The sequence below is a fragment of the Thermodesulfobacteriota bacterium genome (assembly GCA_040757775.1).
In the GTDB taxonomy this organism is placed as follows: Bacteria; Desulfobacterota; UBA8473; order UBA8473; family UBA8473; genus UBA8473.
In genome coordinates this window covers 1-14,146 of sequence record JBFLWQ010000023.1, presented here as the reverse complement: position 1 = coordinate 14,146, position 14,146 = coordinate 1, and the positions used below count along the sequence as shown (strand labels likewise).

General features: G+C 44.1%; 16 protein-coding genes. 6 read left to right on the top strand and 10 right to left on the bottom strand.

Going from position 1 to position 14,146, the window contains the following annotated elements; all coding sequences use genetic code 11:
* Window positions 1-16: 16 nt before the first annotated feature.
* The 7 genes from AB1401_12620 to AB1401_12590 form a co-directional block, all read right to left on the bottom strand.
* Window positions 17-1,189, bottom strand: coding sequence for a thiolase family protein (locus tag AB1401_12620; protein ID MEW6616290.1), 1,173 nt, complete (start codon window positions 1,187-1,189; stop codon window positions 17-19).
* 99 nt (window positions 1,190-1,288) lie between these two features.
* Entirely contained in the window at window positions 1,289-2,497 is a 1,209-nt protein-coding gene (locus AB1401_12615) for an ABC transporter substrate-binding protein (protein ID MEW6616289.1), read from the bottom strand.
* Between the two features lie 147 nt (window positions 2,498-2,644).
* On the bottom strand, window positions 2,645-3,439 hold the full coding sequence (locus AB1401_12610) for an enoyl-CoA hydratase (GenBank protein ID MEW6616288.1): 795 nt from the start codon (window positions 3,437-3,439) through the stop codon (window positions 2,645-2,647).
* A gap of 99 nt (window positions 3,440-3,538) precedes the next feature.
* Complete coding sequence (locus AB1401_12605; protein MEW6616287.1) at window positions 3,539-3,856, bottom strand: hypothetical protein; 318 nt, start codon at window positions 3,854-3,856, stop codon at window positions 3,539-3,541.
* Window positions 3,857-3,858: 2 nt separating this feature from the next.
* Complete coding sequence (locus AB1401_12600) at window positions 3,859-5,223, bottom strand: acyclic terpene utilization AtuA family protein (protein MEW6616286.1); 1,365 nt, start codon at window positions 5,221-5,223, stop codon at window positions 3,859-3,861.
* Between the two features lie 48 nt (window positions 5,224-5,271).
* Window positions 5,272-5,709: a MaoC/PaaZ C-terminal domain-containing protein gene (locus tag AB1401_12595; protein MEW6616285.1), complete on the bottom strand. Its 438-nt coding sequence runs from the start codon at window positions 5,707-5,709 to the stop codon at window positions 5,272-5,274.
* A gap of 55 nt (window positions 5,710-5,764) precedes the next feature.
* Window positions 5,765-6,907 (bottom strand): acyl-CoA dehydrogenase family protein, encoded by a 1,143-nt coding sequence (locus tag AB1401_12590; GenBank protein ID MEW6616284.1) that lies wholly within the window; start codon window positions 6,905-6,907, stop codon window positions 5,765-5,767.
* 395 nt (window positions 6,908-7,302) lie between these two features.
* Here AB1401_12590 and AB1401_12585 point away from each other — a divergent pair, with 395 nt between their 5' ends.
* From AB1401_12585 to AB1401_12560, 6 genes are all read left to right on the top strand, one after another.
* Window positions 7,303-8,286 carry an ROK family protein gene (locus AB1401_12585; protein MEW6616283.1) on the top strand — a complete coding sequence of 328 codons (984 nt, stop codon included), beginning with the start codon at window positions 7,303-7,305 and terminating at the stop codon, window positions 8,284-8,286.
* Between the two features lie 205 nt (window positions 8,287-8,491).
* Window positions 8,492-9,724 carry a homocysteine biosynthesis protein gene (locus tag AB1401_12580; protein ID MEW6616282.1) on the top strand — a complete coding sequence of 411 codons (1,233 nt, stop codon included), beginning with the start codon at window positions 8,492-8,494 and terminating at the stop codon, window positions 9,722-9,724.
* 24 nt (window positions 9,725-9,748) lie between these two features.
* Window positions 9,749-10,156, top strand: a complete 408-nt coding sequence (locus AB1401_12575) for an NIL domain-containing protein (protein MEW6616281.1) — start codon at window positions 9,749-9,751, stop codon at window positions 10,154-10,156.
* A gap of 119 nt (window positions 10,157-10,275) precedes the next feature.
* On the top strand, window positions 10,276-11,061 hold the full coding sequence (locus tag AB1401_12570) for a sulfide-dependent adenosine diphosphate thiazole synthase (protein MEW6616280.1): 786 nt from the start codon (window positions 10,276-10,278) through the stop codon (window positions 11,059-11,061).
* Between the two features lie 59 nt (window positions 11,062-11,120).
* The gene (locus AB1401_12565) at window positions 11,121-11,261 is read left to right on the top strand and encodes a DUF6775 family putative metallopeptidase (GenBank protein MEW6616279.1); all 141 of its coding nucleotides are present in this window, start codon (window positions 11,121-11,123) and stop codon (window positions 11,259-11,261) included.
* Window positions 11,254-12,255 carry a hypothetical protein gene (locus AB1401_12560; GenBank protein ID MEW6616278.1) on the top strand — a complete coding sequence of 334 codons (1,002 nt, stop codon included), beginning with the start codon at window positions 11,254-11,256 and terminating at the stop codon, window positions 12,253-12,255. The genes AB1401_12565 and AB1401_12560 overlap by 8 nt, the downstream gene beginning before the upstream one ends.
* 34 nt (window positions 12,256-12,289) lie before the next feature.
* Here the strand turns inward: AB1401_12560 and AB1401_12555 are convergent, their stop codons facing one another.
* The 3 genes from AB1401_12555 to AB1401_12545 form a co-directional block, all read right to left on the bottom strand.
* Window positions 12,290-13,258: a dipeptide ABC transporter ATP-binding protein gene (locus tag AB1401_12555; GenBank protein ID MEW6616277.1), complete on the bottom strand. Its 969-nt coding sequence runs from the start codon at window positions 13,256-13,258 to the stop codon at window positions 12,290-12,292.
* 156 nt (window positions 13,259-13,414) lie between these two features.
* Window positions 13,415-13,705, bottom strand: a complete 291-nt coding sequence (locus AB1401_12550) for a type II toxin-antitoxin system RelE/ParE family toxin (protein ID MEW6616276.1) — start codon at window positions 13,703-13,705, stop codon at window positions 13,415-13,417.
* Window positions 13,702-13,929 carry an addiction module protein gene (locus AB1401_12545; protein ID MEW6616275.1) on the bottom strand — a complete coding sequence of 76 codons (228 nt, stop codon included), beginning with the start codon at window positions 13,927-13,929 and terminating at the stop codon, window positions 13,702-13,704. Before AB1401_12545 ends, AB1401_12550 begins: the two co-directional genes overlap by 4 nt.
* Window positions 13,930-14,146 lie beyond the last annotated feature (217 nt).

Sequence of the window (14,146 nt, the reverse complement as noted above, 5' to 3'; positions counted from 1 at the left end):
GTCATCCTAGAGATTATCAACACTTTTCCCAAAGGGAAGCACTGGCATTCCCAAAACCACCGCACAGGGTGGCAAGACCATACTTTGCTTTGGTTTTCTCCTTTTTCATAATACTATTCAGGGTTACAATAATCCTTGCTCCAGATTCTCCCAGAGGGTGTCCAAGAGCGATGGCTCCTCCCCAAAGGTTGGTCTTCTTAAAAGGAATGTCCATTTCGATGCCAAGTTCCCGTACACATGCCAGTACTTGACTACTAAAGGCTTCATTTATCTCAACTACATCGATATCGTCTACTGTGATTTTTGTTCTTTCTAAAAGTCTTCTTACAGCAAAAATAGGCCCTATACCCATAATTGTAGGGTCACACCCAACCATCACACCACCTCTGTATTTAAGGTGATAGGGACATCCCAGTTGATCTGCTTTGTTTCGGCTCATGAGGAGCAATGCACAGGCACCGGTAGTAAGAGGAGAAGACGTAGCAGCGGTAACTACCCCGTCATTTTTAAAGGAAGGCTTCATAACGGACATCTCCTCAAGATTGATTCCGTTCCTTATCCATTGGTCAGAGTCCACCATAAATTTCGTTCCATCCTCCCTTTCACCTTCTAGAGGGATAATTTCATCCGCAAACTTACCTCCATCCCTGGCTTCAGCAGCCCGTTTATGGCTGTAATAGGCATGAAGTTCCATTTCCTTTCTGTTAACCTGGTAGATTTCCGCTACTTTTTCAGCAGTCATTCCCATCCGGATTTCCTCAGGTTTATATAGTTTTAAAAATAGGGGGAGCCATTCTCTTCCCGAGCCCATAGGCACATGCTGCATATCCTCAACACCAGAGGCTATGTAAATATCCCCTTCACCGCACATGATAGCCCTGGCAGCATGTTCAACCGCCGCCATCCCCGAAGCGCATTGCTGACCGATACCGTTGGTTGCGATATCTTCAGGCAGCCCAGCGGCAAGCCACCCAAAACGGGCAATGTCATTGGTATAACCACTCTGATTGGCTGTTCCACAGAACACTGACTCTATATCCTCAGGTTTTATCTGAGGATTCCTGTTAAAGAGTGCAAGATATATTGTCTTCAAAAGTTCATCCGGCAAAACATTCCTAAACCAACCCTTCTCTGAATGGGCCCTGCAGTTTGCTGTCCTTACGCCATCCACAATGACACAGTCCTTCATTTCATTTGTTTCCTCCTAGTTGAATGAATCGCCCATAGTACCTGGGCTTAACTAATTACCAAAAATAAAACCACCCCTATACTAAATTCAAATATATACCTAAAAATCATATTTTTTAGGTACTCTCCACCCGGTAATGGGGACAAATAGCTTTTTACCTATATCTGCCTTAAGAAATCTAGCGCTTTCTATAGACTTATGGTCATTGGCTCCAAAGCTCACTACCCCGCAAATCCCCTGAGTATCAAAGTCTTTCATAGCCTCCAGGCCATTCGCAAAACTCTCTCTGTTTAGATCCCTTCCAGCATTCTCAAAACCTTTACAGAAGAGCATCGCCATAAACCAGCCCTGGAAAAAGTTGGAACCCTGATAATGGACACCCGGATCATACGCCAGAGAGGCCTTCCTCAGTTCCTTAACACCGGGGCTATCATCATCCCATGTGCCAAAACTGTTAATACCAACAAGGTCACTGGCTTTTTCGCCTGCTATTTTTATAGTTTCATTGGTACAAGCATACTGAGACACTATGATAGGCGCAGAAAGCCCAAACCTTCGTGCAGTCTTCACAATTGAACCGGACTGAACAATAAATCCATGAATATAAATAATGTCAGGTTTCAACTGCTTAAGGCGCATTATCTCTGAGGTAAAATCCACAGCCACCATAGAAAAGACGCTCTCTTCATAGTTTTTTACAGGATATGCCTTAACCAATTCTCGAATGGTATCTCTGGTATCCTTGCCGGAAGCCGCATCTGGATACATAAGGACAATGGTAGGGTCCTTCAATTTCAGATCATGAAAGACATATTCAACGAACAACTTTGCATGGTCACTATACCAGATAATCGGGCAGAATATGTACTTTCTTGCTGGATAATAGAACCTCTTTTCCGCTGTTAGTGCGATAAGCGGTATCTTCTCTTTTTCTACAAGGGGAATAATTGCTGCGGTGTGGCCAACGCCTGAAGCTCCCAGAAGGTTAAAGACTTTATCCCTATAGACTAACTTCTTAAAAGAGGACAAAGCAAGAGGTATGGAATACCTATCGTCTTCGAAGACATATTCGATTTTTCTACCGTGGATTCCCCCTCTATCGTTTATCATTTTGAAATATGCTTTAATCCCATGGGCAACAGGATTCCAGACATCAGCAATTGGTCCTGTCAAGTCAGCCATTAAACCTATCTTAACCGATTTCCCTGTTACACCTCTAGCTTCTTCAGGGTAAGATGACACACCAGTAAAAAGGACTAGAACCACAATCAAAATACCCATGCCTATAAAAAGATTCCTTTTCTCCATGGTATCCTCCTGATATCTTACTCAGTATTGTCAAAAGTTTTTATTATACCTTGTAAATACCCTCTATTTCAAATTGTCCACTTTAAGAATTCAGCATTTCTATTCATCCCGCCATAGACATCACCTCCCACATACAAATTATACTGATTACAGCCCTTTGAATACCGTTTCCCTCTTTTCTAAAAATGCCCTCACTCCTTCCCTATGGTCCTCTGTTTTTAGGCAGATACTCTGGGCATTTGCCTCTAAATCTAATTCGCTCGCCAGATCCATGTTAAGCCCTTTGTACAGTACCTCCTTTATCATGCCCAGGGCTATGGGAGCCTTTCTCGCTATCTTACCCGCCAGATCATAGGTGACCTTTTCCAGCTCTTCAGGGGGCACAGCCTTATTTACCATTCCTATCCTTTCTGCCTCTTTCGCGTCGATCACATCTCCGGTAAAATAGAGTTCCAGAGCCTTTGCTGTACCTACCAGTTTGGGAAGGAAATAGAGACCACCGTAGTCAGAAACCAATCCCATATTTATAAAACTCACTCCCAGTTTGGCATTCTCAGAGGCAATCCTCATATCACAAGCAAGAGCGATATTACACCCTGCCCCTATGGCATGGCCATTTATAGAAGCAATGACAGGTTTTTCCAGGTTTCTGATCTCAGTTATTATCCTATGGGAGACACTACGAACAAATGCCCTTCTCTCTACGAGAGGTACCTCCAGACTCATCTTCTCCATCTCTTTAATATTTCCGCCAGCACAAAATGCCCTCCCCGCACCTGTTATAACCAATGCCCCTATGTTTTTGTCGCCTTTTACGTCTTGAATGGCATCGATTATATCCTCTCGCATACTACCACCCAATGCATTGAGACTATCAGGTCTGTTGAGCACTATAGTGGCAACTCGATCCTCTTTCCTGAATATTATATCTTGATACCCCATATCTAATTCTCCTTTTTTACTTTATCTATATCATTAGCGCACCTCTGGCCGCTTGTTAGCAAATACTCCAACGGTAGTTAATGCCACTTCAGTTTACAACTATTCAACTTCCACTTCCATCCACAGCAATGCCTGTCCCATGGACTTCCCTGTCTGATCCAGACGGAGGGTACGGGTCGCACCTCCACCCAAAGCATTGTAAAGAACTATCTCGAGGGAATCGAGGTTGGGCATTTCATAAATCTTCACATCACCCTTTACCATCCCTTTAAAGTGTTTTTTTACTTTTTCAGGGGTTACCTCTCTTTTAATTATTTTATAATTCTCCTTATTGAATGCCATCAACCCAATGTTACTCACATCACCCTTGTCACCGGATCTGGCATAGGCCAGATCCTTTAATCTGACTTTTTTCATCCTTACCTGACCTCCTTTATAATAGCCCTGGTCGGAACTTCTTCTCTTGGTACCAGAGTAGGCCAGAGGGAAACCACAGGCCTAATAGGGAGGGGAACCCCAAAGCTTGACCCTACTGAACCTATTGTCCAGAGATGGGTTACCTCCCTTCTTACTTTTTCTGCTTCCTCCTTCGTCTTCGTCTTGGCAACGACCCTCAACCCCACTTCGTTTAGTTCCGAGGTAGGTTCAGGGGCTACCTCTCCGTGAAGCGTATTGATACCGATATAGTCTACTCGAAGTTCCTCGGCATCGAGGTTCACTTTTTTTAGCCTTTCCCTCACTGTCTCGGCGCCTTTTTTTGCCTTTTCATAGGCATCCGGCCACGGGAAAAACACCTGACCTTCCCCGATAAAACCATCTCTGTAGCCAATGCACACCTTGAGTTCAGAAGGCCTCTGTTTGCCCTTCATGTTAGTTACCCTGACCTGATCTTTTCCTATCTCTTCCAGCTTTAATGCAGTAAAATCGGCTATCCCATCGGGCATAAGATAATTGGACGGGTCGTGTACCTCGTAGATCAGGTGCTCCTTAATGGTCCATTGATTAACCAATCCCCCAGAGTTTGGGGTCTTGGTTATGATCGCATCACCGTTTTCGTATACCTCTGCTATAGGAAAGCCAATATCCCAAAGCCTCGGGGCAACCTTCCACATATTGGACATACCACCTGTACAGCACTCTGCGCACTCAATTATATGACCTACAGTTATCGCAGCCCCGATCAAATCCCAATCCGGATTATTAAAACTCCAGCCAAACTCATACATCAACGGACCTACATAGAGGGCATTATCAGAGACCCGACCGGCGACTATGACTTTCGCTCCTTCCTGAAGAGCCTCTATGATGGAATCAGCACCAACATAAGCGTTAGCAGCCACGATTTTGTCCCGAATCCTGTTAATGTCTTCTTCCCCTGTGTCCATGTTCTTAAACTTTATACCTTTTGCCCTCATCTCATCCAGTTTGCCGAATATATCATCCCCAACTACCACCCCTACCTTTAACCCTGCTAAATTCAGATCTTTTGCAAGCTTTACAACTTCATCTCCTCCCGCTTCGGGGTTGGCGCCGCCACCGTTGGAAATCACCGTTATACCCTTCTCAGCACAGGTAGGCAGTATCGCCTTCATCCATGGGATTATGTCGGGAATATATCCTGTTGTAGGATCCTTGGTCTTTGCCCTTTGCAATAAAGCCATTGTCAATTCTGCAAGATGATCAAACCCAATATAGCCTATATCCCCATTTTTTACCAACTCAACAGCAGGGTCCAGCATATCACCCCAATACGCCGAACCAGATCCGATCCTTACCTTTTTCATCTCACATCCTCCTTAAAAAGTAAGCCCTTGGCGCTCAGCTTTCAGTCTTCACTGTTTCCTTTTAACCAACAACTTCCAAAACATAATTGCTACCGTCTCATCCCTCTGGTTGTGGATGGTCTGTTTTATTGTTACAACCCCACGATCATCCCCTTTCACCTCTTTATCGACTACCTCTGCCTCTGCACGCAGGGTATCCCCAATCTTCACAGGCGCCGGGAATCTCATCTTATCAAGACCGTAGAACGCCATAACCACATCATGTCTCACCATCTGCAAGCCGGCAGCAATAGCAAAGGTTAGAGAACCCTGTACCAGTCTCTCACCAAATTGAGTCTTTCTGGCATATTCTACATTGGAGTGGAGTTCATACCAGTTACCTGTAAAGTAGCAAAAGAATACTACGTCTGTTTCAGTAATGGTCCTCGCCCTCTCTGATACCGTCTTCTCCCCTATTTCCAGATCATCGAAGTACTTGTAGATCATGTTTTCTCCTTTCTTTAAAAAATATACATATCTCCATGCAGGATAAACTATTTCATTACAACCCTAACTCTCTGGCGATAATACCTCTCTGTATCTGTGATGTTCCGCCTCCTATGGTTGCCTGTTTACCTTCCCTAAAGTACCTCTCCATATCGTATTCTGGCATGGTACCATAGCCTCCCATAATCTGCATGCCCTGGGTTGCTACCTTGAAAAGGGTCTCTGATGCAAAAAGCTTTGCCATAGACACCTCTTTCCTGCATGGGATTCCCATGTCTGTCATTGCTGCAGCCCGATATGTCAAAAGCCTTGCCGCATCCACCTCTAACTGCATCTGGGCAAGCATGTGCTTTATGACCTGGAATTGACCTATTGGTCTACCAAATTGCTCCCTTTCTTTCGCATACCGTATGGCATCGTCAACCGCTGTCTGGGCATTCCCAACGTTCATCCCTGCAACAGCCGCCCTCTCTATCTCCAAATGACCGGTAAGGATCTTCCAGCCACCGTTGATCTCACCGAGTAAATTCTCTTTCGGGACCTTTACGTTATCGAGAAAGACCTCATTGGTTCCGGTCGCCCGCCTGGCTAAAGTGTCAAGACGCCTCATCTCGATCCCGGGAAGGTCGTTCGGCACCAGCAAAACAGATATCCCTTTGTGTTTCGGCAGGGATGTGTCTGTTCTCACCCCCATGCACATAATATTGTTTTTGGCGTGGGCAGCGGAGGCAAAGACCTTTTGACCGTTAACGGCAAAACAATCCCCGTCAAGCCTTGCCGATGTAACAAGAGAAGCTGCATCAGAGCCTGCGTTCGGTTCGGTGATCGAGATTGAGAACCTTACTTCACCCTTTATTACCCGGGAGAGATATCGGACCTTCTGCTCTTCTGTGCCATGATGGACAATGTTCATCGCTGAAAAAGCACATACACTTACAGAGGTAGCAAGGTCCACCCCAAACTTAGCCAGGGCTTCATTCATTATAGTATACATCACCACACTTGTTTCTACTCCTCCATATTTTTCAGGTATCATCAAACCCAGCCAACCCTGTTTTACAACCTTCTCATAGAACTCATAAGGATACTGTCTCTCTTGATAAACCTTCCGGCAGTACTCCCTGCCTACCTCCTTGTCCATAAAATCGTTAACTGTCTTTCTCCACATCTCCTGCTCTTCAGTAAACCCACAATACATACCTGTCTACCTCCTTCAATAAAGTCTGTTTCGTCAAAAGTTTTAAGGTAAAATGCCTGAAACATATGTCTTTTTTGGGAGCTTTAACCAACTTTCGGGTAAGACTATTGCGATGATCGGCTTTGTCACATCTTTTGTCTCTGCTGAATAGCCATCAGGGCTATAAAAAAGGCAAGAAGTACTATTATAAGACGTTGTAAGAAATATATCCAGCGGATTAAACATTTATTTGAATATTTAATTCAATTTGTCAATAAAAAAATGTCGAAAGCAGTATTCGGTTTTATGGTATCGAAAGTTCTGTTATTGAAAGTTCTTGACCCTCAATCATATATGGAATAGAATTTTGATTTGTGTGAGTCCTGCTCACCAGGTTAAAAGAAATAAGAGGTCTCATGAACAAATCAAATATTAAAGCTACCGCTATAGGCGTAGATCTGGGAGGTACTAATCTAAGGGGAGGAATAGTAGACCAAGAGGGGAGAATCCTAAAGAGTCTAAAAATGCCTACCCTGGCTGAAGACGGAAAGGATGAAGTAATCAATCGCATAGTAGACCTGTTAACACAACTAGTTGAAATTTCAAACCAACTTTCCGGAGAGGTCAAAGGGATATGTATAGGAACCCCAGGATTTCTCGATATTAAGAGGGGAATAATCAGAGAGTCTCCAAACTTGCCGGGCTGGAAAGATGTGGCATTGGGGGAGGAGATACAAAAGAGAATGCCCTTCCCTTCAATCTCAATCCAAAATGATGCCAATGGTTTTACTTATGGTGAGTGGTGGAGAGGAGCAGGAAAGGGCTACAACAGTATGGTAGGCATTACCCTGGGTACTGGAGTAGGCGGAGGGTTGATATTGAATAAAAAGATATGGTCAGGAGAAGATGGCGCGGCAGGAGAGATAGGCCATATGGTAGTGGAACCCTCTGGACTTAAATGCCAATGCGGCAGATACGGATGCCTGGAGAGCTATTCCTCTGGAACAGGAATAGTCAACAGGGCTGTCATGGCATTAAAAAAGGGGATAAATTCATCTTTACTAAACAGGATAGAGGGAAATTTTAACCTTATCACATCCAGGATGGTCTTTGAAGAAGCTGTAGCCGGAGATAAACTATCCCTTAACATAATGGAAGAGGCAGGGAAATACTTAGGCATAGCTGTCTCAAGTCTCATAAATATACTGAATGTTTACAGGTTTGTTATTGGTGGAAGAGTTGCCGGCGCTGGAGATTTAATATTAAAACCTGCCAGGGAAGAGATTCTTAAAAGAGCTATAAATCTTCCTGTAAAGGAGGAAGTTATAGTTAATGCCAGTCTTGAAGATGATGCCGGAATTATAGGGACAGCCGGAATAGTCTTTGAGAGTGTAAGTTAGGATTTTTTCTTTGCATGAGAATAGCAGCTGTGATATAAAATAGCACTTTTATTTTTTTCATACAGTCCTCTAATTTTAGGGCAAAGTACAGAAAGGAGGTGGTGGGTTTTATGCTATGGATAATGTTATGCCCCATTAAGGGGTTAGCCAGGCATTATCCCCACCACAAACAAAAAGGGGGGAATCCTAAATTTGGAGGTAAGTTATGACAAGAACAATTGCTGAGATTAATGAAAAAATAAAGAAAGGTAAAGCAGTTATTGTCACTGCTGAAGAGATAATCGATATCGTAAAAGAAAAGGGGACAAAAAAGGCTGTTCGTGAAATAGACGTAGTTACTACCGGTACCTTCGGCCCTATGTGCAGTTCCGGCGCATATCTCAACCTGGGACATTCTAAACCACGGATAAAGATAGGTGGAGGCAAGGCGTATCTGAATAATATACCGGTTTATACCGGCATTGCGGCAGTAGATGTATATATTGGAGCAACAGCCATACCAGATGATGATCCAAGAAACACCGTATTCCCCGGAGAGTTCAGATACGGGGGCGGACATGTAATAGAGGAATTGGTAGCAGGTAAGGATGTTAAGCTCACAGCTACGGCTTACGGGACAGACTGTTATCCCAGAAAAATTGTTGAAACTACTATCAATATTAAGGATATAAATGAAGCGGTTCTGTTCAACCCAAGAAATTCCTATCAGAACTACAACGTTGCTGTGAACCTTTCAGACAAAGTAATATATACCTATATGGGAACATTACAGCCAAAATTGGGGAATGCTAATTATTGCAGCGCAGGACAACTCAGTCCTCTTTTAAATGACCCCTACTATAAAACCATTGGCATTGGAACCAGGATATTCATGGGAGGCGGGATCGGCTACATAATCTGGAATGGTACCCAACACAATCCGTCTGTGTCAAGAAGTAAGAATGGAGTTCCAAGGGCACCTGCAGGTACCATTGCTGTAATTGGCGACCTTAAACAAATGAATCCTAACTGGCTTAGAGGAACTACCTTTACAGGTTATGGGGCTACCTTAACAGTAGGAATAGGTATACCAATTCCTATCCTCGACGAAGAGATACTCAAATACACTACTGTCAGAGATGAAGATATCTTCACGCAGATTGTAGATTACAGCGATGCATACCCTCAAAGAAAGCCGGACACCCTTGGAGAAGTCAATTATGCCGAGCTAAAGAGTGGGAAGATAAATGTTAAGGGGAAAGAGGTAAAGACCGCCGGACTATCCAGTTATGCAAAGGCTAGAGAGATAGCTGAAATACTTAAGGGTTTAATAAAAAGGGGCGATTTTCTATTGACTGAGCCTGTTGCAGCCTTACCATCTGTTGAATCCGGGATAACCTTCAAGCCCATGCCATCAAAACCGATAAAAAAAGCAGGTTCTTCAGAGAGAATGAGATAGTAAAGGGTAAATTGGAGGTGCAGTATGTCAAAAAAGAGAATAGTTTTAACCTTTCCAGGCAGGTTAGTTGATCAACCAATTACATACCATCTGATTAAGGACCACAATTTAATGGTAAATATATTACGGGCAAATGTGACTCCAAAAGAAGAAGGCAGATTAGTAATAGAGATTGGTGGCAATAAAAAGGATATGGAATCAGGAATGAATTACCTGAATGAAATCGGGGTACACGTACAGCCATTAACCCAGGAAGTAGGGTGGCATAAAGACCGTTGTACCCAGTGCACTGCCTGTATATCCATATGTCCTTCAGGGGCATTCGTTGTGGACAGAAAGGATATGTCAGTATCTTTCAGAAAGGAAAAATGTATAGCCTGTGAGTTATGTATTCCTATCTGTCCCTATCGTGCTGTTGAAGTTCATTTCTAATAATACTCAAAAAATGGGCATAAGAAATTGCTGGAGAATCAATGGGAAAACGACTGTGCATTTCCAGCGTGTTAGCTCCGGCATTATGCCAATAAAACAGTAAAATGAAAGGAAGCAATATGGAACTGGACGAAGTGGTAATCTCAAGGGCGATAATCGAGCGATTCTCACGGAAGCTCCTCGATAATCTGGAATTAGATGTTGCTATCGCTGGTGGTGGCCCGGCTGGCTTAGTAGCTGGGTACTACCTGGCAAAGGCAGGCAAGAAAGTGGCGCTCTACGAACGTAAACTCAGCGTAGGGGGCGGTATGTGGGGCGGCGGTATGATGTACAACGAAATCGTTGTACAGGAATCCGCACTCCCCATTCTCGACGAGTTCTCCATTCGGTATCAACCGTATGAGACAGGCTATTACACTGCGGATTCCGTTGAAGCAATTTCAACTCTTGCGTCTAAATCCGTCCAAGCTGGACTGACGATCTTTAATTGCGTTAGTGTGGAGGATGTGCTGATGCGTCCCGACAGAGTAGTAGGGGTAGTCTTAAACTGGTCTGCGGTGGAAATCGCCGGCCTGCATGTCGACCCACTGGCTGTTCGAGCTCGATTCGTGCTGGATGCCTCTGGCCACCCCGTTGAGGTTGTCAAGGTAGTTCAGGAGAAGGTCCCTGGGAAACTGAAAACGGCAAGCGGGAAGATCGAGGGCGAGAAATCTATGTGGTCTGAACGGGCAGAGACGCTTACGCTGGAGAATACCAAAGAGGTCTTCCCTGGATTGTACGTCGCCGGGATGTCAGCAAATGCTACCTTTGGCGGCCCCCGCATGGGCGCAATCTTTGGCGGCATGCTCCTTTCGGGCAAGAAAGCAGCAACCATGCTCGTGCAGGAGCTCGCATCTTCAGTGTAGGACATAAACATTGCTACAATATTACTCTCCATGAAGAAGGGAGCAGGGGTGGTGCTGCATTGACTTACAAAGGATATACCTGGAGGTTATATAACGCCCATTGGCAGGAAGAGGTCATCCATGCCCAAATCAATAGCGAGTATGAGTTTTGTGAAAAACATACCAGGGTCATAGAGCATATGGAGGTTAATCTTGACTAAAGCCATTGCCCTTCTTTCCGGTGGGCTGGATAGTACACTGGCAGTTAAGCTTATTTTGGATATGGGCATAGAGGTCGGGGCAATAAATTTTATATCGGCTTTCTGTACCTGCACATCCTCCAACAGTGGCTGTCTGGAAGGGAAAAAAGCAGCAGATAAATTGGGGATTAAACTCAAGGTCGTTAACATCTCAAGAGAGATATTAGAGCTGGTCAAACATCCCAGATACGGGTATGGCAGAAACATGAACCCATGTTTGGACTGTCGTATATTTACATTCAAAAAGGCCGGGGAGTATATGAGGAAGCAAGGGGCATCTTTTTTGATAACAGGTGAAGTATTGGGAGAAAGACCCATGTCCCAGAGGAGAGATGCCATGAGGATCATCGAAAGGGATTCAGGCTTTGATGGTTTGATTCTGAGACCCCTTTCCGCTAAGTTGCTACCACCAACTATACCCGAAAGTGAGGGGTTGATAGACAGAGATAAGCTGCTGGATATTCAGGGACGATCCAGAAAACCACAGATTGCCCTGGCAGAGAAATTGGGGATCAATGATTATCCGTGCCCTGCCGGTGGGTGTTTACTCACTGACCCCGGTTTCGCAAAAAGGATGCGGGATCTGATGGATCATAATCCAGACTTTACCCTGAATGACGTTCATCTTTTGAAAATAGGAAGGCATTTCCGCCTGTCTCCTAGGGCAAAAACCATAGTAGGGAGGAACGAAAAGGAGAACAAAAAAGTCTTGAGTTTTGCCCGGAAAGGTGATTTTATTTACAAAGTCTTGGATTTTCCAGGACCACTAACTATCGTTAGGGGAGAATTGGAAGATTCTTTGAGCAAACTGCCCGCATGTATAACAGCAGGGTATAGCAAAGCAAAGAATGAAAAGGAGATTTCCGTCAGTTATAAAGAATACCCCTCCGGCAGGACAGGGATCTTTCAGGTATTGCCCCTGGAAAGAAACCAGCTTGAAGAGTTAATGATTTGAGGGCCCGGGAAAAGTATCCCCTTCCCAGAAATTTTTAGCCCCTGAGATGACATGCAACAAAGTGTCCGGGAGCTGCCTCTTTAAAAACAGGATATTCCTCTTTACAGACCTCTGTTTTATAACGACATCTGGTATGAAAATGACAGCCAGAGGGCGGAGTTATCGGGCTTGGAGGATCTCCTTCCAAAATAATCCTCTCTTTCTTAAGGGTAGGATCAGGAACAGGCACAGCGGATAACAATGCCTCTGTATAGGGGTGTTCCGGATCATTATAAAGAACGTGACTATCTGATAACTCCACTATCCTTCCTAGATACATAACTGCTACTCTATTGCTCACATATTCAACTACACTCAGGTCATGGGCAATAAACAGATAAGTCAGATTAAAATCCTCTTGAAGCTTCTCCAGAAGGTTGATTACCTGCGCTTGAATAGAAACATCCAAAGCAGAGACCGGCTCATCAGCTACTATCAACTTTGGGTTTAAACTAAGTGCCCTTGCTATCCCGATGCGCTGTCGCTGCCCTCCGCTGAATTCATGGGGATACCTGTCTATGTATTCGGGTCTTAACCCCACTACTTCCAGCAGATATTTAACCCTTTCCTTCCTCTCTTTTTTATTTCCAACATTGTGAATAATAAAGGGTTCCTCAATAATCTTACCCACCGTCTTACGAGGATTCAGAGAAGAATAAGGGTCCTGAAAGATGATTTGCATATCTTTTCGCAATTCCCTCATTCTCTCTCCGTTGCTGGAGGTGATGTTTTCACCATCAAAGTATATCTCTCCCCTTGTGGGTTCTTCCAATTTGAGCACCAATCTTCCCATAGTTGACTTTCCGCATCCACTCTCTCCCACCAATCCCAGGATTTCACCTCTTTTGATTTGAAGGTTTACACCATCAACAGCCTTTACGACAACTTCTTTTCCAGAAAAAAACCCCTCCTTTATAAAGAAGTATTTCTTCAAATTATTCAGAACCACAAGATTATCAGACATAGAAAGTTTTCCTGTCCCCTTTCCTGAATGTTGTCGGGCTTGAAGGAAATTACTTACTACAAATCTCTTAAGGAGAAGCTACATTGTTATGCATTCAATAGTTGCAAAAAGCCTGCCATGGCACAGGTCAGGTTGAATGACAGGTTCTGCCAATTACTACAATCTACTTTTCCAGTATTCAGGATCTCTGTGCAGGTGCATAACGGCAAGGACGAAGATAACATCTTCGTTGATTGCATAGATAATGCCAAAAGGAAAACGTCGAGTCTGGCAGCGCCGGATATCGTCTTCAAGTATAGGCCAAGCTTTTGGGAAACTGAGAATGTTCTCAAGGGTGGCATGCACCTCAACTGCGAAATCGTAACCGAGACCTGGCTCACAATCTTCATAGTAGTCTACAGCAGCGTCAAACTCGGCCTCGGCTTCAGGGTGAAAAAAGTATCTCATTTGGCAAACCGTTCATGAATCCTGTCAAATACATTATTACCTGGAATCGGTTTGACTTTTCCTGAACGAAGTTCCCCAAGGCGCCGTTTAGCTAACTCTATCCATTTTTTATCAATGTCAGGGTCGGGCGTGTTAAGGCTTTTCAATAAGGAATCTGCGATAAGCGCCCGATCTTCGACTGGAAGAGAAAGGGCTTCATCGACAAGTTTCTTAGTGGCAGGCATGATGTACCTCCATACTCAAAAAGTGATCATTCATTGTGCCAATAATAGTTTACTAAACAATAGACTCGATTGCAATACAATATTTGACACATGTCAGAAACAAATAAACTGTCCTGTATTGTAGCACATAATCTGTCCGGTTTACAATGGTCACCAGTGGAGGTGACGTATGGGACGGACAGAGATATTACAGGAGGTTCGGAAGATGCGATTTGAA

Coding starts and splice junctions, on each gene's coding strand:
- AB1401_12620 (MEW6616290.1), bottom strand. CDS start 1,189: ATGAAGGACTGTGTCATTGTGGATGGCGTAAGGACAGCAAACTGCAGG.
- AB1401_12615 (MEW6616289.1), bottom strand. CDS start 2,497: ATGGAGAAAAGGAATCTTTTTATAGGCATGGGTATTTTGATTGTGGTT.
- AB1401_12610 (MEW6616288.1), bottom strand. CDS start 3,439: ATGGGGTATCAAGATATAATATTCAGGAAAGAGGATCGAGTTGCCACT.
- AB1401_12605 (MEW6616287.1), bottom strand. CDS start 3,856: ATGAAAAAAGTCAGATTAAAGGATCTGGCCTATGCCAGATCCGGTGAC.
- AB1401_12600 (MEW6616286.1), bottom strand. CDS start 5,223: ATGAAAAAGGTAAGGATCGGATCTGGTTCGGCGTATTGGGGTGATATG.
- AB1401_12595 (MEW6616285.1), bottom strand. CDS start 5,709: ATGATCTACAAGTACTTCGATGATCTGGAAATAGGGGAGAAGACGGTA.
- AB1401_12590 (MEW6616284.1), bottom strand. CDS start 6,907: ATGTATTGTGGGTTTACTGAAGAGCAGGAGATGTGGAGAAAGACAGTT.
- AB1401_12585 (MEW6616283.1), top strand. CDS start 7,303: ATGAACAAATCAAATATTAAAGCTACCGCTATAGGCGTAGATCTGGGA.
- AB1401_12580 (MEW6616282.1), top strand. CDS start 8,492: ATGACAAGAACAATTGCTGAGATTAATGAAAAAATAAAGAAAGGTAAA.
- AB1401_12575 (MEW6616281.1), top strand. CDS start 9,749: ATGTCAAAAAAGAGAATAGTTTTAACCTTTCCAGGCAGGTTAGTTGAT.
- AB1401_12570 (MEW6616280.1), top strand. CDS start 10,276: ATGGAACTGGACGAAGTGGTAATCTCAAGGGCGATAATCGAGCGATTC.
- AB1401_12555 (MEW6616277.1), bottom strand. CDS start 13,258: ATGTCTGATAATCTTGTGGTTCTGAATAATTTGAAGAAATACTTCTTT.
- AB1401_12550 (MEW6616276.1), bottom strand. CDS start 13,705: ATGAGATACTTTTTTCACCCTGAAGCCGAGGCCGAGTTTGACGCTGCT.
- AB1401_12545 (MEW6616275.1), bottom strand. CDS start 13,929: ATGCCTGCCACTAAGAAACTTGTCGATGAAGCCCTTTCTCTTCCAGTC.